This is a genomic window from Taibaiella chishuiensis (assembly GCF_003014535.1).
GTDB classification, from domain to species: domain Bacteria; phylum Bacteroidota; class Bacteroidia; order Chitinophagales; family Chitinophagaceae; genus Taibaiella; species Taibaiella chishuiensis.
The window spans coordinates 149407-172966 of record NZ_PYGD01000011.1 but is presented as its reverse complement, the minus strand read 5'-3'; the positions used below and the strand labels follow the sequence as shown (position 1 = coordinate 172966).

Below are 23560 nucleotides of genomic sequence, written 5' to 3'. Positions count from 1 at the left end.
ATCCGACCGGGGAACAGGCTGTTGAATTCGGGTATTCAGCTAAAATAATACCCGGTGATTCAATAGCAAAAGCCTGTAAATAATGACATTTACAGGCTTTTTGCGGGGAATGTGTCCCTGTTCGATCGATGAATGATTGGGTCGGAATACAAGATTGTTTTTTTTTACAATACCAATCTTGCTACCTGAAAAGGGATTTGTTGGACTATGAGATTATAGTTTGTTAATTTTTCCTTCTTCCAGTATTACTCCTGTATTTGCATCGCTCAATTTGTAGAAATAAATGGTGTTTGGTAAAGAAGCAATGCTTAAACTATTCGTTTGAGCGGAAAATTTAGCATTAGATACCATTCTGCCGGTTATATCTGTTATTTGAATGTTCCATACCGCTGCTCCCGGAACTTTTGCAAATAGTATACCTGTTGTCGGGTTCGGATAGAGCAGGTTGTCAGCCTTTTCTTTGGTAGACATAAATATACCTTTAACGTCAGAATAGGTTACATTGCCATCTTTTGACGTAATAGCCAATCTGTAAAAATTATCACCTGCAAGTGGACTTAAATCCGGGAATTGATAATTGCCCGAATTATTCACGGTCATGTTACCCAAACGGGAAAATAACTTTCCGTCAGTACTTCTCTCAATTTGATAATCCATGATAGCTGCATTTGAAGCTGCCTTCCAATTTAAATAGACGGTATTGCCATTTTTCTTCAGGTCGAATGATAAAAGTCCTAATGGTAAGGGGATGCTTGCACCCCATTTAAAATTATCTAAAGCCACATAGTTCGCATTGGGGCTTTGGATGAGTAATTGATCGATATTAGAATTGCTATAATTAGTGCCTGCCGAAAAATCGATAAATGTAAAACCGCTATTGTTGGTGAAGTTAGTTGCAAAACCTGTAGTTTTTGTATACGTAAATACGGTATTGCCTGCAAGCTTACCTGTGATCGTTACCCCTCCGGCGCTGGATGGGTTTGTACCATTATCAGTAGACAGGTAGATAAAAATAGATTTAACAGTAAACGGAGCGCCATTAGTTGTTTTCAAACCGTATACATGCCCCGTTGTTGCCACCGCAGGCGGGACTAAACCGTTGTCTATAAATTGGGCAGAATAGTCTGTGCAGTTGCCTGTTCCGGTACAGCTTGCTCCTACTCCGTAATAACTATTTGTAGAATTCGTAGAGTTTGTGCCATTGCAATTGGCATATTGTTGTCCTGGTATCCACACACCGAAAATACCTCCTGTCCCGCAATTGTCAGATGTAGTAGTAAATGATTGTCCATTACTGGTAAATGTGGTGGGTCTTTGATTAACGGTAGTCTGCGTTACTGACTCGAAAGTTTCCAAAGTTTGTCCAAATGATAGCTGGGGTAGAGCAACGAGAAGCACTAAGGGACGTAAATTTAATTTCATATTTAGGTTTTAATCCTAAAAATAAAATAATTATCAGTATCCCATTCATATTAGTCTTTTTAAATCATTTTAATATTAAACAGCTTTATTGTTGCTGCATTACATTATTGCCAGCATACACATTACTGAAATGAAAAGTGGGTTAAGAAAGAAAGGGCAGGAAAGCGCATGGTCAACCAGAGCCATCTGAAAAGTACAGGAAAGCTCAGGGGGGCTGTACTTTTCAGATGTTTACACTATGCATGTAAATTAAGGGTAATGTTAGGCCATTGGTAAGGTATTCAGAATTTGAAATGTTGATGTACTTAAAAGTCATAACGGGTATTTAAGGCAGCACTACTTTTTCAATTCTACGAATGCGTCACACAATTTGTAAAGCGATTTTTTAATAGAATCTTTCGACCTTGATTCAAATGCGAAATGTCGATTGGTGTCATTCCATTTAAGTTTTTGCTCTTGCACTATATCGACCAATTGATTGTTATAAGAATCAAGCTTACTGTCTCCTTTGAGCTTTTTGAATATAAGTCTGTATTTTCCATTTTGGGAATTTGAATCGAAAGAATATTCGATTTCGAAGACGTACTGGATCTTTTTGTAAGTCCAATCATAGAGCCTGCAAAAGGATCGGTCAAAAATCCCTCTACCGTCAAAATTCCATACACTTTCAAACGGTTTAAATTTGCTTTGGGCATCAGCCAATTCAAGAGCTAAATTGTAGGTGGTCATGTCTGACCATAGATGGTTTATTTGTGACGCATTTAGTAATTTTATATTTGAAAATGACTGGGCATGTATAAAACCCTTCTTACAATATTGAATTAATCGAGGTTCCGTTATAAAACTGCTCCGCCAATCTTCTGCACCGTCTCTAATTATATTTTTCAAATCATCTTGTGCATTTGTATGTGTTATTCTTTTATCATCCAAAAGCTCCTTCAGATACATCCTTCGGTCTAAAAAAGTAACACCATTGTCCGCTGCTTCATCGGTCGAATCTATACGTAACATCCTTTTCCAGCTAAAATCCCTTTCATAGTTTTGTAATCCTTTCGCGCTACTAAAATTGTATTTCGAATTGGGAGAAGGCAGTAGATAGCTTCCTTTTGTTAACAACGCTCGCTCCAAATAATATTCTTCATTTTGCTGTCCAGCGAGAACAGAAAACACATAAACCGATTTCTCTTTATAGCGTTTGAAATTATTTATTAGTGATTCTTCTTCTGCCGCTGTCCATTCAAATGTATTATTGGCGTCCCATTCTGATAATACTCCGGCAAACTCCAATAAATAGGCAATCTGTCCTTTATGAAAAATCTGAGATTCATAAAGGACAATTAAGTCCTGCCATGTTTGTGATTTTTTAATAAGACGTGCTTTTATTTTCTCCTCTTTAACTTGTCCTGACGAAAAGAAATCAATTTTGCAATTATCACCTACTAAATACGCGACAATATCGTCTGCAAAAGGAAGCATGTTATTAATTGCTCTTAGTGCATTGATCCCTAAATCAACACCGTCAATTCTGGTATTTTCAACAAGGTTATGTACAACACGCATCCAACTTTGTAAGCCTTCTGCTTTTTTAGGATAAGCGTTCAAGTATTCAACATAAGCATAGAACAAGGCCCGTTCAGGATAAGACAAACTGTTGGTTAAAACCTTTTTAAAAACCTCTTCTTCGTCGAAGTAAAAATCATTTGCTAAGAGCTTTTTGAGACGTTTATTTCCGTTTGTTAGTGAGTCAAATGACTTTACTAAACTTAGTATAGCCTCGTTTGTCAGCACATTCATTCTGGAGTATTTTTGAAAAGAGATGGTACTATTCTTAAATAGCAAATCAATGTTCTCTAACTCTTTACCGTTACTGACAGCGTATTTATTGGAAACAACGACACGAATAAAGTTCAGCATCTCGTCATCATAAGAATTCGGGTTTGTGGCTACTAAGCTTCTGTAGTTCCAGAACAAATTGCTCCATACGGTATCTATCTTAAATGAAAAATACTGTTTCAGTTTGACGGGAATTTCTTTTCCATCCATTAATAGTTTGTATTGAACATTGTCTTTGGCAAAAGAAAACGAAATAAGTTGTTCAAATTTTGCTTTGAAGTTTTCAAAGTCCGTCAATGGCTTACCGCGGGAGTTCATCTTTATATACAGGTCGTCATTTTGTTGCAGTGTCTGTAAGTCTAAGTATAGAAATGTGATAATAGGAGTATTTTCATCAATGAGTTTATCAAAAAAATCGGCGCATTCTTTAAACTCCAAATGAATTGCATCTAACATCACTAACATAGATTGTACGGTAGGGTCATTGTTCCACGCATTAAAATACCAGCTTTTATTTTTAATTGTATTCGAAAATGAATTGCTCATATCGCGATTGTCAGCAGAAATTAATTCAGTTACTACTATTTCATTGCTTATCAACGCATCACAGAATTCAGCAGAAGTTGATCTTGTTTTATATGAAAATCTTGATGCGTTGTTACGATAAAGGCTCCCGCGCAGTACATCTAAGTTATCCGAAATGTTGGCTAAATACCAATGCAGAAGGAACAAGGTTGTTAACCGTTGCTGGCCATCTAAGGGAACAAATTTATTACCATCGATTTCTTTATAAGAGTAGCCATACACAAAATCCAAGTCCCTGTTTGGTAATCCATCTCGCAAGTAAATTTTTAAGGCATCCAAAAAATTATCACGTACCTCTTTTTGTGAGTTTCGCCCCTGTGCATAGTCTCTTTGAATAATAGGAATTTCAATAGAATAGTCATGGGATTTGAGTAATTCCATAAATGAGTACCTCTTGCCTATAGCTTTTTCCATTTAATTGTCTTTTTTAGGTAGGTAGTAGGATAAGGTTGTTATCAGTGCATCATAATAGTCGTCAGCATCTCTTTTTTGCCAGTACATTATTTCTCCCAGCTGCTTGCTGTAGTATTTTAGAAACATATTCTTTGTGCAGATGGGTACAAATAAGCCCTTTCTGTCATTTTCAATTATTCTCTTCCTTTTAATAGGGAACATGGCATTTTTGTAGCTCCTATTGGTTCGCTCGTCAAGCAAAGCGAGATTAGAAATGCCGTTATTTTCTTCTATTTCATCTTCTTTAAATTCCCTTCGGAGATCGTCGGCTAAGTTGCTGACCTCATGCTCGTTATGGGTATCACTATTTAGCAGGCCTAAAATCCTGCCAGCATAAATCTTAAAATCCTCTGGAAAAAGACCAGAAGCGTCTTCGCCGTCATCGGGATTTAGTTCTTTAAAGTCAATTCCTGTAAAGTACTCGTATAGATCAGCAGCCCATTTTTTATAATTTCTTTTATCGAGTTCGAAGTCTGCTTGTGCATTAACATGTTCAATGTCCCATTTTTCCTTTTTATATCGATCAAAGGGAAACCGCACAATTGCCTTTTGAGTCGTCAGAAGAGTTTCTATATTAAACAGTAATAGTATCTTTTTTATTTTCAACTTATCGCTATTGGAGCCAAAATCAAGATTACTGACATCGACATCCTTAAAATGATCTTTTATTTCTTCTTTAATAAAAATGATGAATTCATTTTTATCCTTGGTTTTTGAAGCAATAATTAATTTATTGATGGAATATTTATATTCGATCAGAAAACCTATGTGGTGATATAATTCTGAATTTGTAAACCACTGTTCGAGTGTTCCGAAACATTGTTTTACTTCAAGCCAATGCTTATCAATATTCACAGTTTTGTCATTTTGCTTGTCCTTTTCAAAGGCATCATCGAACTTATGGAATGTGTACAAATCTTCATGTTCACTCCGTTTGTCTTTTACTAAATCAAAAACAAATTCAATTCTGTTTTCGTAATTATTCTCACTTGTCGATGAATTTATGAAATACCAAAATGAGTCATCCTGTAATCTTTTTTCCATCAAATCCCATTCCGATGCTATTTGAATCTGTTTAAGTTCAAAAGAGTTGCTGAAATTGCTTTTCTGCAGAAATAGTGCTTTAATAAGTTCAGCATTTGTTAGCGGAATTTTGCCGATGTTTATTCTTGTGAAAATGTCAATAGCTTCATCCGGATTGATTTCATACCAAATAACCTTAACGTTTTTGCCGCTGTCATCATCGTTTACTAATGCCTGGAGAAGTCTAAATTGAACAGTCCCATCCTTTTCCTTAAACCACTCATCTATGGTTTTAAAAGCTTCGCGCATGTGGTAATAATCCACGTTGTCCTCTCCCTCATTATCAGCGTTGATTTGAATGCTATTCAAGAACTCTGTACTGCCTATTCTCGTTTCATATTCAATATTGTATTTTACTTTATTAAACATCGTCAGGAAATCCTTTAGATAAGTTAGGATCAAGTGAATAGTCGTAAGCCTTTGCTGCCCATCTATCAGTACCAATTTGTCGGATTGTTCATAAACAACTAATGGCTGAAGGCAGTAAAATACTTCTTTGGGCGATGTTTGATTTTCGTTTATGAATTGAAAAATATCGTCTAAAAGGTCACGGACTTCAATATTTGTCCACCGGTATCCTCGTTGGTATGATGGTACAAAAAAAGTTTTACCAAGGACATCGTTAATGGGTTTAACCGTAATTGTGTTTTGCATCTAAATACCTGGGTTTATGAGATGGTAGTATGAAAACCAAATGTGAATATTTATATATCGATTTTATATCGGCAATGTAATGTGATTGAGAGAAAATCCAATACGTAGAAATACCTGATTTCATAAATCTGCATCGCCTATAACTTGCTTAACTATAGATCTACCGCCGTTGTTGGTGTTGTCACCAACAACAAAGGGGGAGCTTGAATGTAAATTGTAACAAACACAAAAAAGCCTCACATCAGTGAAGCTTTTGCGGACTGGACGGGACTCGAACCCGTCCCTAACGCTGTTGGAGACTGTAACAGGGCAGCATTTTAATCAACCGGATCGTTTATGATGTCTTTAAACAATTTTTCGGGGAAGCATTGGATCAAGCAGAATTTACGGGGGATTCTTTTTCTAAGGTCGGTCGATTGTGCGGCTTGCGGGCCTATATTTAATTAAGGTCTCGCGGCGAGCAAAAAGAAAATCCTGATATCCCTGCAATGTCCATAAGGCGCACTACGCAGTTCGTAGTGGGAATTATAGGCTATATCAATAGCGGAGCTGCGACACAGCGGGTGCATATTGGTCGTAACATCTGGCCATCAACCGCGTAGGGATGCTTTGCTCAACACCCATTACATAACCTGCCGGGACATCAAGACAGGAAACAACCAAACATACCGACCTTTAGAAAAAGGGCGTCAATAAACCGCGTAGCGCTCATGAGCACCAATGAGAAAATAAAAATACAGCGAATAAATGCTGCAGGACGCCGTATAAAAAGAAATACAGTTCCCAAAGTCTGGAACTGTACTTTAGTTCATTCGTCATTCCTTCGTCCATTTCTTACTACTGCCCGGAATATTTCTTTTAGGCGTACAAGGCATTTTTAGCCCTTTTTCTACAGTCTTGATTTTTGCTTCTTTGTATCAAGACAAAGAAGAATAAAAAAACAGCATAGGTATACCGGAGTCCCCAACTTTTCCGCTTGACCCGAAGCATTCAGTTGCTGAATTTTACCGCCGTTGTTGGTGTTGTCACCAACAACAAAGTGGGAGCTTGAATGTAAATTGTAATAAACACAAAAAAGCCTCACATTACTGTGAGGCTTTTGCGGACTGGACGGGACTCGAACCCGCGACCTCCGCCGTGACAGGGCGGCATTCTAACCAACTGAACTACCAATCCTTGGTTGGGCAGCAAAAGTAAAAAAGAAAAACGATAAGTCGGGCAAAGCGGCAAAAAAAATTTAGAGCACACGCTTTTTCGGAAAAAGATGCGATTTTGCAGTGTGCAAATCCCCGCTGTTCCCCGGCCTTTCCCGGCCCGCCTGAAAACCCGTATAGCGCCTACTCCCAGCGGTTATCTCCACCTGGGTAATGTATTCTCTTTTGCGCTTACCGCTTTCCTGGCCGAAAACTGCGGCGCCCGGATCCTGCTGCGCATCGACGATCTCGACCGCGAACGCGTAAGGCCGGAATATATACAGGATATTTTCGATACGCTGCATTTCCTGGAACTGCCCTGGCATGAAGGACCTAAAGATGCCATGATGTTTGCAAACGAATATGCCCAGGAGCACCGCATGCCTTTGTACCGGCAGGCTTTGGAACAGTTAAAAGAAGATGAACGCATCTTTGCCTGCAACTGTTCGCGTAAGCGCATACTGACCCAAAACGAACAGGGCATTTACACCGGTAGCTGTATCCATAAACACCTCGATCCTAATACCACAGATGTAAGCTGGAGGCTGTATACCCCGCCGGGCGCGGTGTTGCAGTATCATGGCCCGGATGGCCCGGCGGCTGCAGTCTTGCCGGCGACACAACAATATTTCATCGTCCGGAAGAAAGATACTTTTCCGGCTTATCAACTGGCTTCCGTGGTCGACGATATCTTCTTTGGCGTGGATCTGACCGTGCGGGGCCAGGACCTCTACGATTCTACCCTGGCGCAGCTTTACCTGGCACAGGCCTTATCAAAGCCATCGTTCGGGAATACTGTTTTTTATCACCACGACCTGCTCCTGGCGCTTTCCGGCGATAAGCTTTCTAAATCCGCCGGGGATACTTCGGTCCGTTACCTGCGTAAGGAAGGCTGGAAGCCTGCCGACATCTATATCCTGATCGGGAAGGCCCTGGGCATACCCGAACCGCTAAACGACTGGCGTACCCTGGCTGACCGCTACTGGCGGCTTATGGCCGGGCATTAAGTATGCCTGCTGTCATGCCGGTAACAGGCTACGGCAGCCCGGTTTGAAGATAAAATCAATACCCTTTCTTCCATATAACCGTAATAAAAAAGCGCTAAAAACCGGTGCTGTACTGGTTTTTAGCGCTTATACAGATCCTGGTCTCATTCCTAGGAACAAGACCGGGGCGTATCTATTGTTTCATCACCTTCAGGGTCTGGCTGGTATTGCCCTGGCGATAATGAAGCAGGTAAAGGCCCGGGGCCAGGTTGTGCATAGAAACCCGGAGCGGCGTGTTCTTTTCGAGTACCATCTCGCGGATCTGTTTGCCCGTTACATCCATCAGTAAGAGGATACCATCTTCACCCTCCCGCAGGGTTACCGTCAGCTCGTCGCGTACGGGGTTGGGGGTAGCGGTAAACAGGGCCTGGCTGGTATTAAGGCGCGCCTGTACTATTTTGCTGTAGAAGTTGCTGCCATCGATACCCTGTACCTGGATACGGTAGTAATTGATACCGGGGAACGGCGTGTTATCGGTCAGGCTATAATTATTGCCGGTGCTTCCTTTTGCAGTTACGGTGCCGATCGCAGAGAACTGCTTGCCGTCCCGGCTGCGTTCTACGGTATAGGCATCTCCCTTCGTTTCCTGCATGGTATGCCAATCGATACGGTTCACAGTACCGAGGTTGGTCGCTGTTACACTAGCGAGTGTTACCGGCAGCGGGGTGCCGTTGGTATTGGTATGGGCAAAGAAACCGGAGAAGGCTGAGGTGTAGAAAGTTACTTCCCAGTAGCCGCCCGCGGTATTGTGCACGATTGCCGAGGGGATGATCACTTCCGCACCGGTGGTGTTATAACCCTGCGGGCCGTTACCCGTACCAGCCGCGTGGAATGCGGTGATCTGCAGGTTTTGGCCGGCCGGGCCTATCTGTGGATACAGGGTATTACCCATAGCGGCTACCTTGGCATTGTAGTTGTTGATCTCGGCATCTTTAAAGTAAAGGGTTACCGTGCCCCCGGCATTGTTGCCGGCGTTGATGTCGTAATAACGGCCTATATAAGGCTGGTTGGCATGCAGCAGGGTCGAATCGAGTACGTTTACTTTTACCGTAACACTACCCAGGCTGGCGGTAGCGGAGTTGATACGGGCAATGAGCGAACAGTTGCTGGTATAAGCCACCGTTACGCCCTGGCCCTGCAGGTCTGTTTTTGTTGTAGTGGCAGCGGCAAGCGGCGGGTTAGCCGCATCTGAAAGGGTTATGGTATTCCAGTAATTGGACGGACAGCTGCCGGTTACATTAAAGCTGTCATATACAGCGGGCGAAAGCCCTGCAAGCCTTAGCCCGGCTGCATCCTGCGCTACCGGGGCGGTTACCCAAATGCCGTTGCGGCGGTACGCAACATGGGTCGTGCCGGGATTGAAGGTGCCGGTAAACTGCAGTATGCCGCCTGATCCGCTGCAATTGGGCGCGGCCAGGATGCTAAGGCCAGTAATGACTGCGGGGGGCAGCACGCCGGGCATGGCAACTGTCGTTACGGTATCGGAATGACAAAGCAGGGGCATGACGACATAAACCTGGTTGTAGGCGCCGGTAGCCAGGCCGCTGACCCTCAGGTGTTTTGTGCTGTCTGCGACAAAACTGCCCTGCATAGCGCCGTTGTACCAGAGATCATAAGAGGCGCCGGGTACGAAGTCGGTAGAAGAAAGTTTAAGCACGCCATTAGGCACTACACAGCCGCTGTTGGTATCGCTGACTACCACACTGAGCGCAGCCGGAACGAAGGCGGGTATGGTAACCGGGCCGGCCGCTGCACTGCTGCAACTGTCCAGGCTGGCAATGATCGCGCTGTAATGCCCTTGCGAAAGGTTACTGATACGGATACGGCCCAGGGTGTCGGCAGTGGCCGCCAGGCTTACATTTTGGGTGCTGTCTTTGGTATAGGCAATAGTATAAGTGATTGCCGGGATAAGACCTTCGAGGGTAATACTGGCATCGCTGCCTGCACAGGTAGTAACCGGTGTGTGGCTTACGTTAGCAATGTGTACTGGGTAGAGGAAACGGTAAGTGCCCAATCGTTTATGGCAGCTTACTGTCGTATCTGCCGAAGCAATCCATACATCAAAAGAGTCGGGGGTAACAAGGTTGGCAAAAGTATCGGAAGTCTGCCAGCTGGCAGGCGCCTGCCCCGAACCCCCGGGGCTGATGCCGTATACAAAGTCCTGGCGTTTGTATTTGATGCTGAGTTCGTCGATGGCAAACCGCATGGCATCGCCGCCGGTAAAGGCCGTAAACAGGTGTCGCCACTGCGATTTGTCGGCAGTGTCGTAAGCCTGCGGAAGCTGTACCTGGTTGAATATGGTCGCGCCGTCGTAGGTCATGGTGAGTTTACTTTCTTCATCGATCGTTACTTTAACCGGTTTGTCGGCCTGGAACTTCCAGGTCATATTGGCACTGTAGGCGAGCACCCCGGTAGAAGCGGGTCCCATCTGTGTATTCGAACTATAGCCATAGGTAAGATAGATGCCGGTTATATTCCCGTTTTCAGTGCCGTTATTGGCAGCATCGAATACCAGGCGCAGCTTGGAGCCGGCGCCATTGCTAATGCCATTGGTGAACGTATTGTCGTTGCCGAAACTCCAGGCGATACCATCGGCGCCGCCTGTGCCGAATGTGTTGATGGGTTGATCTGCGGTAAGCAGGAAATCCATTTCGATAGCGCGGGGATTTACCGTGCTGAAAGGAGCGATACCGAGTCCGCCCTTTAAGGAAGTGGCAGATGGCGTGATCACCGCCCTGCCGCCGGTAATGGTAGCGGAGCCGTACAGGGTTGTCCCGGCCGGTGGCGTGGAACCGTCGAAGCTTTGCTGCAAGGTACTGGTCACCGAACTGGCGCCCTGCGGATTGGAGATAATGATGCTGTTATGGGCACCCGAACAGTCGAACAGTGCTTGTACATCGGCGGTAAAGCCATAGGGTATATACACGAGGCCGGTATCGGAAAGGGTATTGCTGCAGCCGGTAGCGCGTGCGACCAGGTTGTATTTGAGATTGCCTTCGCTGGTAGGGGTAAAGGTAAAGGTAGGGCTGCTTTGCCAGGGAGCGGTTACATTACCTGCTGCATCGGCAAGCTGGTATTCCAGGCCACCGGCAGCCGCATTGTTTACGGTAACGGTTACCGGCGTACCGGCACTGCAGCTGACTGCAGGGCTGATACCGGCGGCAGGTCTGAAGCTGGCGATGGGTGAAACCCGCACATATGCCGTATCCTTACAGCCATAACTATCGGTACCGGTCACTTTATAGGTTTGCGGGGCGGTTGGTGCAGCCTGTACGGTAGCGCCGGTATCTGCGTTCAAACCGGTGGCGGGCGACCAGTTGTAAGTAGCGGCGCCTGCTGCGGTTATGCTGGCCGGGGTTCCCGTGCAGTAAGTGATATTGGCGTGGTTTACGGTAACATTGGGCAGCGGGTTGATCGTTACGTTCGCCGGTGTGGAGTTGCCGGAATTCGCACCGCAGGTCAACACTGCACGATACCAGGTGGTAACGCCGGGTTGGGCGGTATAATAAAAGCTGGTAGCGCCATTGATGTTCTGCCAGCCTGTACTGCCGTTTGCCGACGACTGCCACTGGTAGCTGATCCCGGAATTAGCGCCATAGTTGTTTTGAAGCGTAAGTGTGGTAGCGCCTCCGGCGCATAGCGAAGGCGTTGCAGCAGTTGTGGTGCCGGGGGCGGGTGTGCCGCTGCACGGGGTTTGCTGGAAGTCGATCTGCAGGTTGCTGGTCGCGCCGATACGGGCGGTGGCCGAAGGTGGTGATGCCGGGTTGGGATTGTTATTGTCGCTGTAAAAGTAAATGCCATTGTCCTGCCCGGTGGACGTTACCTGCCAGTTGCAACTCGAGCTGGCATAGCCGGGGGTGTTTTCGTCAACGGCAATTACCAGGTTGTCCAGGCCATTCCAGGTAAAGGGTGTGGTCAAGGTAACTTCCAGCCAGTTGCCTGTGGCGGGGAAGCTTACCGTGCCGGTAAACACCTGGGTTATGTTGGTGCCCGGTACCCAGTCTGTATTTGAACCGAACTGCGTTTTCGCTGTATGGCCGATGTACACATCCCAGCTGGCACTATTGGCAACGGAGGCCGGTCCGCTTGCATAGTAAAAGCGGATCTTCTGTATGGCGGCGCCGGGCAGGCCGCCGGCAGCATAAAGGCGTTCGGCCGTATAAATCTGCTGGCTGTAGGAATACCCGTAGTAAGCGGTTATGGGAATATTCTGCGAAGTGCCGGTTCCTGTGCCAACCTGTACGGTCGTTGTCTGCGCCCGGCTGGTCAGGGTACAGATCACGCAGGTAAGCAGGATTACCAGTGCCGGTAGTAAGGAGAAGGAGGTGTTAAGCCTCCTGGCGTAAAAAAGTTTCATAAGCATAGTTTAGGTATATAGATAAAACTTCCGGACAAGCTGCTTGTACCTGTCAGAATATTTGCGAAGCCAAAATTGCTGATTTTTTCTTGTAGGGCCATAGGTAATTATACCTGATTTATGCAGTTTTTTACCTGTTAAGCGCTTGATTTTGAGTTTTTTCCCCATGCGTACCGGTCTTTTTAAGGTAGGCCCACTAAGTATCCCTCTGGAGCTACGTACGCTATAGCTCCGCTACAGAACAGTTGGCGGCTATACAGGATTCAATATTTGCCGGAAGACTACATGGGTCATGTTATTCCTTCGTGTTCTTGCGATGCCCGGTGTTTGTGCTTATGCGCCTGCAGGCAGTTGCATGGGCAGGACGCATTCTGTTCAAAGCGGGCAACCCGGGCTTTGTTTGTATTGTCCGGGCATTGGTATAGGCAGGGAAAGAGGCGGTTTAAGGGATAGTTACGTGTTTACATTGTTTATGAGGCTCGGCTACTGTAAGATGGCAGCCGGGCCTGGATTTCGGATTGCCTGATTTTTTTGGGCGATAATTTAACATACGGTCAATGTCAGTTTGTGATTATTTTTAATAGATAATTTTTTACCCCAAACCACAAACCTCTTATGAAAAAGAAATTACTCCGCATGTTATGCCCGCTGGCCCTGCTGCTCCTGCTGGCCGGCTTCCCGGGAGCACCGATACTGAGGGCCCAGCCCGGTCCGCAAAAGCTGGCTTACTATTGTAACCCCGGTCCCGGCTTTAAGCGCTTTACCGAAACGCCTGTTATCAGCGATACGGATCCCGATTCAATCAGGGTGGCTTATAACCTGCTTTACCGGCAGGCGCAACCCTGGAACAGTACTGCCTTGCAGTCGCTTTATATGGATGTGTACTATCCCGACACTACCCTGGATCCCTTGCGCAAAAGGCCTTTTATCCTGCTTATTTTCGGCGGTGGTTTTGTAGATGGCAACCGTACCATGATGGCCAACTATTGTTATGAATTTACCAAACGCGGTTTTGTGACGGCAACGATCGACTATCGACTGGGTAAGGATACGCTTAAGCCCTGCGAAAATCCGCTGACCCTGGCTCCCGATCCTTATTCGGAAGAGAAGGCGCAATACCGCGCCATACAGGATGGCGATGCCGCTATGCGTTATATCGTAGCCCATGCTGCCGATTATAAAATCGACACTGCATGGCTGTTTGCCGGTGGTTACAGTGCCGGCGCCGGTATCTGCAATGGTATGGTGTATGTGGAGCAATCGGAAGCCAACAGCCTGATCCCTTTGTCGCCCAATATCCAGGTGCAGCTCGGACCCTTGCGGGGCGCTGGCAATAACTATAAGATCAAAGGTATCTTCAACAATTGGGGCGGTATCAACCTCGACTATTTCGATATTGGGGAAGCCGTGCCTATGGTAGGTTTTCATGGGGCCAGCGATAAAGTGGTGCCCCCTGAGGTCGATAAGAAGTACAACAACAAGGTGCCCGACTGCGGCATGAACGATTCCATTATGGGTACGGTGGGATTATACGACTCCCTGGTAGCACACCGTATCTGTGCGGATATAACGGTACTGGCCGGCGCCGGTCATGGCGTGTGGAATGACGAAATCCTGTACCCGGACGGCCTGCAGTTCCGCATAGGCAGGGCGGCCTGTTTCTTTAAACAGCTGATGTGCGGTACCTGTAACCCCGATGCACCCTATGCCAAACTGGTTCCTAAAATTCATGTTACCGACTACGACCTGCCCGGTGGCCCCGAGCTGGCACATTGCTCGGCAGGCAGTGTTGCGCAGGATTACCGTTCGGGCGCGGCTTTGGTCAATGGCATAAGCGGCGGACCTGCCGTGTACCCTAATCCTGCTACCGGTAGTTTCCGGTTATTGTATCCCGGTCATACGGAAACTTATGATGCGGCCTTGTACGATATGTCGGGACGCCTGGTTCGTCGTTATAACAAGGTAACCACCGGCGAAGGCCTTTCGCTGTCCGGTATCCGGCAGGGCATATACCTGCTGAAGGTTACCGGACAAAGCCGGGCGGTAACCACCAATTTGAAACTGGTGGTGGAATAGGAATAAGGTGTTATGATAACAGGAATACAACAGGCTCCGCCCCAGGGCGGAGCCTGTTGTATTTGGGCGATGCCCGGACTGCTTTGTTTTGTAATAAAAGTACCTGTTATCCGGGCCAGGTTATTGGACCTGTCAACAAACAAAATTGGACTTTAGAACAAACCGTTTTTTTGTTTTAGGATGGACCTTTGCCTTATTAAAAAAAGAAAACAATGGAACATAAAGAGACTGTGCTGGTAACCGGCGGTTCCGGTTTTATCGCATCTTATTGTATCCTCACCCTGCTCCGCAAGGGGTATAACGTAAAGGCTACCTTGCGTACGCTTCAAAAAGCAGAATTGGTAAAACAAATGCTGCATGAGGGTGGGCTCCGGGATCTGGAAGGCCTCTCCTTCGTGATCGCCGACCTGCAGCAGGAGGCAGGCTGGGAGCAGGCCCTGGCCGGTTGCCGGTATGCGATCCATGTGGCATCGCCAACGCCGCATACCGAGGCTAGGTCCGAAGACGACTTCGTGATTCCTGCGCGGAACGGTGTGCTTTTCGTATTAAGAGCGGCAAAGAAGGCCGGGGTAAAGCGCGTGGTGCTCACCTCGGCCTTTGGCGCCGTGGGTTTTGGCACTGTAAAAACAAGCCCCTATACCGAGGAGGACTGGACCGTGTTGAACGATACCGTATTTCCTTACCAAAAGTCGAAAACCATTTCGGAGCGGGCAGCCTGGGACTTTATGAAAAAGGAAGGGCAGGGAATGGAGCTGGCCGTTGTAAACCCTACCGGTGTATTGGGTCCTGTTTTATCCGGTGACTTTTCGCATTCTATTCAAAATATAAAACAAATGCTGAACGGGAGCATGAAAGCCTGTCCCAAGATCATCTCGGCCTATGTGGATGTGCGCGATGTTGCCGACCTGCATGTTAAGGCGATGACCCTGCCCCAGGCTGCCGGGCAACGTTTTATTGCGGCTTCGGGCGAAGGGCTTTCGCTGGTGGATATTGCCCGGGTACTACACAAACACCTGGGCGCAAAGGCAAGTACAGTGCCTACCCGCGAATTACCGAACTGGCTCATCAGACTAATGGCGGTATTCAATCCCAAACTCAGGGCGGTAGCGCCCTACCTGGGCATGGTAAAGCGTGCCAGCAGCCAGAAAGCCATTAGTTTGCTGGGCTGGCAGCCACGCAGTACTGCCGAATCTATTACGGCTACTGCCGATAGTTTGATTAAATTTGGTATTGTATAATACGCGACGGTAAAAGCCGCTTGTAACGATGGTTTAAAAACAAGCTTGTTTCTTCCTTACAAACAAAAACAGACACATGAAAATAATCATTACCGGGGCCACAGGTATGGTAGGCGAAGGCGTTATGCTGCTTTGCCTGGAGCAGCCTGCGATTACAGAGGTGCTGGTTATCGGCCGTAAATCCCTGCCCCTGCAGCATCCCAGGCTACGGCAACTGGTTGTGGCAGATTTTTCGGAACTGCCCGCTCAGGCGACCGCACTAAGGGGTTATGACGCCTGCTTCTTTTGTGCCGGTGTTAGCTCCATCGGTGAAGATGAAGCCTCGTTTACCCGTAAGACCTTTGACTTCGTGGTACCCTTTGCCACTACTTTGTGCAGCATCAATGCGGCGATGACGTTTATCTATGTATCCGGAACCCGAACCGACAGTACCGAACAGGGTAAGGTTATGTGGGCCAGGGTAAAAGGCCGTACCGAAAATGCCTTGCTCCGCCTGCCTTTTAAAGCAGTGTATAATTTCCGTCCCGGGTTTATGCAACCCGTAAAAGGGCAAAAAAATGTAAAAACCATCTATCGCGTGTTCAATGCTTTGGCGCCGGTATGGTACCTGTTGTTTCCCGGTTGGATCTGTACCATGCGCGAGGTGGGGCTTGCCATGATCCATTGCGTAACCCGTGGCTACAGCCGGCCGGTATTGGAAGTGAAGGATATAAAATTGCAGGCCAAATAAATGGAACGGCCCGTCTTGTCCCGGGCCGGTGTATAAGCGTTTGCAGCGCCCCAATCTGTATACTATGAAAATTACCGAGATCAAATCCTGTTTCGTGGGACCCGCCATTTCGCCGGAGCAGTTTATCGCCGAGCATTTCTTTTTATTCCTGGCAAAAGGAAACATGAACGGTTATGACGGCAACAGGCATTATACGCTTAAGGCGGGCGAAAGCTGCCTGGTGTGTAAAAACAGGCTGGCGCGGTATAATAAAGTAAGGGACAACGGGGAATTTGAAAAGGTGGTCCTGCTTTTTGACGAGGCATTCCTGCGGGAATTTTTCCGTAAGTATAACCCGCCCTTATCTGCACATACGCCGAAAGACGCCTTTATCCGGTTGAAGAAAGATACACTCATCCCTGCGTTCCTGCTGTCGCTGGAACCTTATTACACAGGTTCGGGCAGTATCAACCCGGTATTCGCCGATGTAAAAAGAGAAGAATTGTTACTGATCCTGCTCCAGTCGGATCCCTCTTTATCGGGCATCCTGTTCGATTTTGGTATACCCGGACGACTGGACCTCGAGGCCTTTATGCAAAAGAATTATAAGTTTCATGTTAGCATGGAACGGTTTGCCTTTCTTACCGGACGCAGCCTATCTGCATTTAAACGGGATTTTAAAAAGATCTTTAACGAAACGCCTAATCGCTGGCTCATCAAAAGACGCTTGCAGGAGGCCCGTTTCCTGATCGAAGAAAAACGGCAAAGACCCACGGATATCTACCTGGACCTGGGTTTTGAAGATCTCTCCCATTTTTCTTTTGCTTTCAAAAAAGAGTTCGGTGTACCGGCCCGTAATTTATAGGCGCCGGCTCAGGTGACTCCCTGTTGTATACAGCCATGCCACAAAATTTGTTCCCGGGTTTTAATGTCCTTTAATCATAAACGGTGTCATTGCTTGCGGCCTGGATAAAGTGAAGGCCGGCATGAAAAAAGGGTTGTGATGTGCAGCTCCTGTTAATAGATGTTTAAGAGATGAAAGCGTTTTTCGAAGGAAAAACAAAATGAATTATTTTCGTCGCTTTAAGGTTTCTCTATGAACATAAACGACAGTCAATCCACCCTGTCTGCTATGGAGCGGCAGCAACAGCAGCAATACCGGGCCTATTTCGATGGCAATGCCGATGGCATCCTGGTGCATGATAACAGCGGGCGTTTAACCGATGCAAACGTCGAAGCCTGCAGGGTTTTGGGATATGCCAAGGAAGAATTACTGCAGATGAATATTGCCGATCTCGAAACGGGGTTGGGCATCATTGCTGCACAAAACGAATGGGCCGGTTTGCTGAAAGAAAGCGCACTGATCCTGCAACGCGACTTTCAGAAAAAGGACGGTAAGGCCTTCCCCGTAGAAATACACTACCGGAGCTTCGACCGCGACGGCGCTGCCTTTTACGAATGTATTATAAAGGACGTTACCGAACGCAACCTGTTGCGCATCCGGGAACGCAACCGGGCGCAGATACTGGAGCAGCTGGCCGGCGATGTCGATATCTTTACGATTATGGGCTCTGTTGTGCGCTCGATCGAAGAAGAAGATATCAACTCGATCTGTACCATATTGCTGCATGATAAAGCTACGAATACCCTGACTACAGGCGCAGCCCCGGGCATGCCGGATTTCTACAACGAAGCCATAGACGGTATATCGGTGGGCGAGGGCATCGGGTCCTGCGGCAGTGCTGCATTCTCCAAGCAACTGGTATGCGTTGATAATATCGGTACCCATCCTTACTGGGCCGCGTTTAAAGAGCTGGCGTTCCGCGCCGGTGTACAGTCCTGCTGGTCGCAACCTATCCTGTCGGGCACGGGCGACATGGTGGGCACCTTTGCTATTTATCACCGCGAACCCCGGACGCCGCAAAAGGCAGACCTGGACAGGATCGCCTATGGCGCACGGTTTGCCAACCTCGCCATAGAAAACCGGCGCATCCGGGCCGAATTGCTGGAACATAAAAATCACCTGGAACAACTGGTGGCAGAGCGCACCCAGGCGCTGATCCATGCCAACGAAGAACTAGAAACCTTCTCGTATTCCGTTAGCCATGACTTAAGGGCGCCCTTGCGTGCCATTGCCGGTTTCAGCAATATTATGCTGGAGGACTATGGCGATAAGCTGGATGCGGAAGGCCAGAAGACTTTAAATGTCATTGTAAGCAATGCGCTCCGCATGGGCACACTGATCGACGATATCCTGTCGTTCTCGAAGCTAAGCAGGGCGGAGAAGGTCAATGCACCGCTGGATATGAAACAGATGTTCCGCAGCGTATTCGACGAGCTGGTAAAACAGGAATCCCCGGAACGTAAGATTGTTTTCGAACTGGGGCCACTCGCGCCGGCGGTGGGTGACCAGGCCATGATTACCCAGGTGGTCACCAACTTTATAACGAATGCCTTAAAGTACTCCCGCAATAAACCGGAAACCCGGATCGAAGTGTCTTCTGTGATAAACGACCATGATATCGTTTATACCGTAAAGGACAACGGCGCCGGTTTTGACGAAAAATACCGGAACAAACTATTCAAAATATTCTCGCGCCTGCACCTCGATCGCGACTTCGAAGGAACCGGTATCGGCCTCAGTATCGTAAAAAAGGTGATCGATCGGCATGGCGGTACCGTTCACGCTGCCGGCGTGCCGGATCAGGGCGCCTCCTTCAGTTTTAGCCTGCCTTTGCTTTAATGCAGGACGTTTATTCCCGATAATCCACATATAATTTTACCATCATGACGATTAAAGAATACCCGGAAGTACTCTTGGTCGAAGACCGCGAAGAGGATGCAACGCTCACGATAAGGGCGCTGAAAAAATACAACCTGATCAACGAAATTAAATGGCTGGAAGATGGGCAGCAAGCGCTGGACTACCTGTTTGGTACCGGCCCGGAAAAAGTGTTGCAGGCTATTCCGAAACTCATCCTGCTCGATCTGAAACTGCCGCGGGTAAATGGTCTGGAGGTATTGGAGCAGATTAAGGCCTCCGATGTGCTGCGCTCGATACCCGTGATCATGATGACTTCGTCGAAAGAAGATGTCGATATCCAGAAAGCTTATAGCCTGGGCGTGAACAGTTATATCGTAAAGCCGATCGACTTTATGAGCTTCGCCGATTGCGTGAAACAACTGGGTATGTATTGGCTCATGCTCAACCAACCACCCAAGCCAACGCAGGAATAGTTTTTCCATATCCTAATTAGCAGATATACGATGAATAATCTGAGAATTGCACTGCTTGCGGAACAGCAGGTGCAACTACTGGTGAGTAAGGAACTGGACACAGCATTACAGCAGACACAGATTACCTGTTATGCGCGCCAGGAAGATTTTGAACGGACGGTAAAGCTCCACAATTATGATTTGCTGATTGTCCAGGAAGCCCTGGTCAACAGGAATTTCTATATCCAATTGGCGCCTTACCTGGATTTAATCCGGATCCCTTTATTGATACTGGCTGATCATGACGATAGCCCTAAGCCCTTCCGGAACGCGGCTTTCAGGACACTGGTCAAAGATGAGGCAAATAACTGCCTGCAAAAGCTGCCGGAGCTTGTCCTGCAAATAACGGACGAGCAATTGGCTATAAGCGGCCAAAGCCGCATCCTGTTTGTCGAGGATGAAGAGATCGATATCATGTTCATTAAAAGGAAATTCATCAAATTGAATCCCCGGTATGAATGCGATATCGTATCCAGTATTGCGGCCTTGAAAGAACAGGTGCGCCTGCAAAAGTACGACCTGGTCGTATCCGACTTCAACCTGCCGGATGGCAATGCCTTTGATTCCATTGCGATCGCAAACGAGATCAATATCCCTATTGTAATTGTTACGGCGCAGGGCTCGGAAAAAACAGCCGTCGAATTAATGAAATTCGGCGCTGCCGATTACCTGATCAAGGATAAAAACATGGGCGAGCATATGCTGATATTACCAAGCATCGTAAAATCAGTGCTCAATTTAAAAAAGCTGGAAACATATAACCACGGCCTGCTGGATATGTTGCAATTAAAGAACCAGGACCTGGAACGTTTTGCACAGATCATTGCCCACGATCTGCGTTCGCCCTTTGCCTCCTGTCTTACGCTTATCGACCTGTTGCAATTGCAGGGCGCAGACCTGGCGCCCGATATACAGGAAACCATGGCGATGCTTACCCGGGTTTCCAATAATATCACCAATACGATCGAAGGCATATACCAGTATACCGTACTGGATTCTGGCGCCGACGCTTTTGTAAGGGTCGATATGAAACACGCCGCAGAAGAGGCTTTGCAGAACCTGGAGCTCAAGGTAAAGGAATGTGGTGCGATAGTACATATCGGTCCTATGCCGCAGGTCCATGCGAGTTATGTACAAATGGTGCAGCTGTTCCAGAACCTGTTGGGTAACGGGATTAAGTACCGGGGCGATAAAACGCCCGAACTCAGCCTGTATAGCTTCGAACAGGACCAGGAGCAGGTATTTGCCATAAAAGATAACGGTATCGGCATTGCGCCGGCCGATCACAAAAAGATATTCGAGATCTTTGGCCGCCTGCACGACAACAAAAGTGGTTACGAAGGCGTGGGCATGGGTTTGACAATCGTTAAGCGGATTATCGAACGGCATAACGGCCGTATTTGGCTCGAGTCGGACCTGGGCAAAGGCACCACCTTCTTCTTCGCATTGCCCTCGGTTTGATGATGCCGTAGAACCTCATCGCTGCAGGGTAAAAGAAAGATATACCATAAAGCCCCCGGCAAGCGCCGGGGTTTTATGTTTCAGGAGTGCGTCTGTGGCAAACGACATACTTCTTTATAGTGGATACTGCCCGGACTGTATGGAGGAAGCGTTTGCAGCTGCTGCAAATCTTATTAACTTTGGCGCGAACTCCTAAAGCCTATCTTATGGAACCTAAAACTATAGTGCAGGCCTGGATCGCCGCTTTCAACAAAGGAGATGCCGATGCCCTGGGCGCTTTGTATCACGATGATGCCGTAAATCACCAGGTAGCTAATGAACCGGTTACAGGCAGGGAGGCAATTCATGCCATGTTTGTTCGCGAATTTGCAACAGTAGAAATGGTTTGTATTCCCGAACAGATCTTCCAGGATGGCGACTGGGCCATACTGGAATGGAAAGATCCGCTCGGTCTCCGGGGCTGCGGTTTTTTTCATGTGGTATCCGGTAAGATAAAGTTCCAGCGGGGCTATTGGGACAAGTTATCTTTCCTGAAAATACATGACCTGCCCGTATAGCAATAGCATCGGGGGATTAACTACTTCGAAACCCATAAAGCCGGATGTCAACCGGTGCCTGTAATGTGGGGTGCACTTGTGCAGGTCTGTATTATTTTTTAATTATTATTGACGCTATTATTTATGATCCCCGGTGATATACAGGTTTACTATGCCCAACTGGACAGGCCGCTGAAGCAATCCTGCTTTGACGGCTATAAAGACCGGCTGCCGCGGTCCGAACAAGTCAGGATCGAAAACTACAAAAGAGAACAGGATCGCCTGGCTGCCCTGGTGGGTAAGGCTTTATTGATGATAGCTGCGACAGACAGGGGCTTCGCCCTTGATTGGAGTAGCCTGCAAAGAGATGCCTATGGCCGGCCCTATTTCGCTTCGGGCGCCGGTTTTGCCGATTTTAATATTTCCCATTCGGGTAGGTATGTGGTGGTGGCGATCAGCATGCAGGGGGCTGTGGGTATCGATATTGAAGCCCGCGGATCATTGACCCTGGCCGATTTTGAAAATTGCTTTACGCCTATGGAGTGGCGTAGAATTATGGAAAGCGAGGATCCCACGGGGCAGTTTTTTAAGAGCTGGTGTATTAAAGAGGCAGTGATAAAAGCCATAGGCAAGGGGCTCAGCATACCTTTGGCTGATGTACATATAGGAGTGGGTTATGCCCGGGTGGCTGCGGAACAGTATGCCTATAAACAAATTGCCTTCCGGGAGGACTATCACCTGGTCGTGGCGGCGCCGCAACTGTCCCCGCTCCCTATCGTGCCGGTTGATCTGACCGGCAGGTTGGACTGGGCCGAAGAACGGACCTCCGAAAGTTAGGATATCATTTATATAAAAGACAAATAAGAGTAAGGATGGATAAAATCAAGTTATGCTGCTTCGCTTATGCAGGCGGCTCCGTTGCTATATTCAGGGACTGGAAAGATTACCTGGATCCGCGTATCGAGCTGTTGCCTATAGAAATTGCAGGTCGCGGCAAACGGATGAATGAGGGTTTATACAAGGACATGACGGCGGCGATCGATGATGTATCGGCGATTGTAAAGCGGGAAATAAAAGATGGACCATACGCCTTGTTCGGTCATAGTCTCGGCAGCCGGATCGTTTACCGCCTGGCGCAACGGCTGGCCGCCGATCCTTCGGTGCCCTTGCCGCAGCATCTCTTCTTCTCCGGTGCGGGAGCGCCGCATATTATACGTGCAGATAAAAAGCAGTATGCGCTGATGGATGATGCAGAATTTAAACAAGCGGTCTTTCACCTGGGCGGCACACCCCGCGAATTTTTTGAACATCCCGAACTGATGGACCTCTTCCTGCCCATTTTAAAAAATGATTTCAGGATCGCGGAAACGGCGGTAACGCCTGAACAGATCCAACCCCTGGATACGGATATCTCGGTTATGTTGGGCAGGGAAGATGACCTGAGTCCGGAACAGGTTGCCGGTTGGGAAAAGCATACCCGCAAAACCCATAAGTCTTACTTTTTTGACGGCGGACATTTTTTTCTCCATGCTGCCAAACCGCAAATGATCTCTCTCATCAATACCACTTTGCTCGGTACCCGGGCAACCCCGCGTACCGCTTATCCTTAAAATTACATGCGGTAGTAAATAACGGTAC

15 protein-coding genes and 1 tRNA gene are annotated in these 23560 nt (G+C 47.3%); 11 read left to right on the top strand and 5 right to left on the bottom strand.

Features of this window, described 5'->3' with window-relative positions:
- Positions 1–213 precede the first annotated feature (213 nt).
- The 4 genes from B0I18_RS21510 to B0I18_RS21495 form a co-directional block, all read right to left on the bottom strand.
- Positions 214–1422 carry a T9SS type A sorting domain-containing protein gene (locus tag B0I18_RS21510; protein WP_106524816.1) on the bottom strand — a complete coding sequence of 403 codons (1209 nt, stop codon included), beginning with the start codon at positions 1420–1422 and terminating at the stop codon, positions 214–216.
- A gap of 336 nt (positions 1423–1758) precedes the next feature.
- Positions 1759–4254 (bottom strand): DUF262 domain-containing protein, encoded by a 2496-nt coding sequence (locus B0I18_RS21505; RefSeq protein WP_106524815.1) that lies wholly within the window; start codon positions 4252–4254, stop codon positions 1759–1761.
- Positions 4255–6030: a DUF262 domain-containing protein gene (locus B0I18_RS21500; RefSeq protein ID WP_106524814.1), complete on the bottom strand. Its 1776-nt coding sequence runs from the start codon at positions 6028–6030 to the stop codon at positions 4255–4257.
- A 1102-nt stretch (positions 6031–7132) separates the two neighbouring features.
- Positions 7133–7206 (bottom strand) — tRNA-Asp (locus tag B0I18_RS21495).
- Positions 7207–7309: 103 nt separating this feature from the next.
- Here B0I18_RS21495 and B0I18_RS21490 point away from each other — a divergent pair.
- Positions 7310–8230 (top strand): glutamate--tRNA ligase family protein, encoded by a 921-nt coding sequence (locus B0I18_RS21490; protein WP_219906027.1) that lies wholly within the window; start codon positions 7310–7312, stop codon positions 8228–8230.
- A 172-nt stretch (positions 8231–8402) separates the two neighbouring features.
- On the opposite strand, the gene B0I18_RS21485 is transcribed toward B0I18_RS21490, so the two are convergent.
- Positions 8403–12626: a T9SS type A sorting domain-containing protein gene (locus tag B0I18_RS21485; RefSeq protein WP_181358573.1), complete on the bottom strand. Its 4224-nt coding sequence runs from the start codon at positions 12624–12626 to the stop codon at positions 8403–8405.
- Positions 12627–13241: 615 nt separating this feature from the next.
- Between B0I18_RS21485 and B0I18_RS21480 the strand changes: the two genes are divergently transcribed.
- From B0I18_RS21480 to B0I18_RS21435, 10 genes are all read left to right on the top strand, one after another.
- Entirely contained in the window at positions 13242–14702 is a 1461-nt protein-coding gene (locus B0I18_RS21480) for a T9SS type A sorting domain-containing protein (protein WP_106524811.1), read from the top strand.
- 212 nt (positions 14703–14914) lie between these two features.
- Positions 14915–15940 carry an SDR family oxidoreductase gene (locus B0I18_RS21475; protein WP_106524810.1) on the top strand — a complete coding sequence of 342 codons (1026 nt, stop codon included), beginning with the start codon at positions 14915–14917 and terminating at the stop codon, positions 15938–15940.
- Between the two features lie 76 nt (positions 15941–16016).
- The gene (locus tag B0I18_RS21470) at positions 16017–16670 is read left to right on the top strand and encodes an NAD-dependent epimerase/dehydratase family protein (protein ID WP_106524809.1); all 654 of its coding nucleotides are present in this window, start codon (positions 16017–16019) and stop codon (positions 16668–16670) included.
- Between the two features lie 64 nt (positions 16671–16734).
- Positions 16735–17514, top strand: coding sequence for a helix-turn-helix domain-containing protein (locus B0I18_RS21465; RefSeq protein ID WP_106524857.1), 780 nt, complete (start codon positions 16735–16737; stop codon positions 17512–17514).
- Positions 17515–17745: 231 nt separating this feature from the next.
- Complete coding sequence (locus B0I18_RS21460) at positions 17746–19392, top strand: ATP-binding protein (protein ID WP_106524808.1); 1647 nt, start codon at positions 17746–17748, stop codon at positions 19390–19392.
- Between the two features lie 44 nt (positions 19393–19436).
- Positions 19437–19886 carry a response regulator gene (locus B0I18_RS21455; RefSeq protein ID WP_106524807.1) on the top strand — a complete coding sequence of 150 codons (450 nt, stop codon included), beginning with the start codon at positions 19437–19439 and terminating at the stop codon, positions 19884–19886.
- Between the two features lie 30 nt (positions 19887–19916).
- Positions 19917–21386: a sensor histidine kinase gene (locus B0I18_RS21450; protein WP_106524806.1), complete on the top strand. Its 1470-nt coding sequence runs from the start codon at positions 19917–19919 to the stop codon at positions 21384–21386.
- A gap of 206 nt (positions 21387–21592) precedes the next feature.
- The gene (locus B0I18_RS21445; RefSeq protein WP_106524805.1) at positions 21593–21943 is read left to right on the top strand and encodes a nuclear transport factor 2 family protein; all 351 of its coding nucleotides are present in this window, start codon (positions 21593–21595) and stop codon (positions 21941–21943) included.
- Positions 21944–22066: 123 nt separating this feature from the next.
- The gene (locus B0I18_RS21440) at positions 22067–22759 is read left to right on the top strand and encodes a 4'-phosphopantetheinyl transferase family protein (protein ID WP_106524804.1); all 693 of its coding nucleotides are present in this window, start codon (positions 22067–22069) and stop codon (positions 22757–22759) included.
- Between the two features lie 35 nt (positions 22760–22794).
- Positions 22795–23532 (top strand): thioesterase II family protein, encoded by a 738-nt coding sequence (locus B0I18_RS21435; protein ID WP_106524803.1) that lies wholly within the window; start codon positions 22795–22797, stop codon positions 23530–23532.
- Positions 23533–23560 lie beyond the last annotated feature (28 nt).

Excerpts from the sequence above, each read along its gene's own strand:
- B0I18_RS21510 (WP_106524816.1), bottom strand. The coding sequence starts at position 1,422 with ATGAAATTAAATTTACGTCCCTTAGTGCTTCTCGTTGCTCTACCCCAG.
- B0I18_RS21505 (WP_106524815.1), bottom strand. The coding sequence starts at position 4,254 with ATGGAAAAAGCTATAGGCAAGAGGTACTCATTTATGGAATTACTCAAA.
- B0I18_RS21500 (WP_106524814.1), bottom strand. The coding sequence starts at position 6,030 with ATGCAAAACACAATTACGGTTAAACCCATTAACGATGTCCTTGGTAAA.
- B0I18_RS21485 (WP_181358573.1), bottom strand. The coding sequence starts at position 12,626 with ATGAAACTTTTTTACGCCAGGAGGCTTAACACCTCCTTCTCCTTACTA.
- B0I18_RS21480 (WP_106524811.1), top strand. The coding sequence starts at position 13,242 with ATGAAAAAGAAATTACTCCGCATGTTATGCCCGCTGGCCCTGCTGCTC.
- B0I18_RS21475 (WP_106524810.1), top strand. The coding sequence starts at position 14,915 with ATGGAACATAAAGAGACTGTGCTGGTAACCGGCGGTTCCGGTTTTATC.
- B0I18_RS21470 (WP_106524809.1), top strand. The coding sequence starts at position 16,017 with ATGAAAATAATCATTACCGGGGCCACAGGTATGGTAGGCGAAGGCGTT.
- B0I18_RS21465 (WP_106524857.1), top strand. The coding sequence starts at position 16,735 with ATGAAAATTACCGAGATCAAATCCTGTTTCGTGGGACCCGCCATTTCG.
- B0I18_RS21460 (WP_106524808.1), top strand. The coding sequence starts at position 17,746 with ATGAACATAAACGACAGTCAATCCACCCTGTCTGCTATGGAGCGGCAG.
- B0I18_RS21455 (WP_106524807.1), top strand. The coding sequence starts at position 19,437 with ATGACGATTAAAGAATACCCGGAAGTACTCTTGGTCGAAGACCGCGAA.
- B0I18_RS21450 (WP_106524806.1), top strand. The coding sequence starts at position 19,917 with ATGAATAATCTGAGAATTGCACTGCTTGCGGAACAGCAGGTGCAACTA.
- B0I18_RS21445 (WP_106524805.1), top strand. The coding sequence starts at position 21,593 with ATGGAACCTAAAACTATAGTGCAGGCCTGGATCGCCGCTTTCAACAAA.
- B0I18_RS21440 (WP_106524804.1), top strand. The coding sequence starts at position 22,067 with ATGATCCCCGGTGATATACAGGTTTACTATGCCCAACTGGACAGGCCG.
- B0I18_RS21435 (WP_106524803.1), top strand. The coding sequence starts at position 22,795 with ATGGATAAAATCAAGTTATGCTGCTTCGCTTATGCAGGCGGCTCCGTT.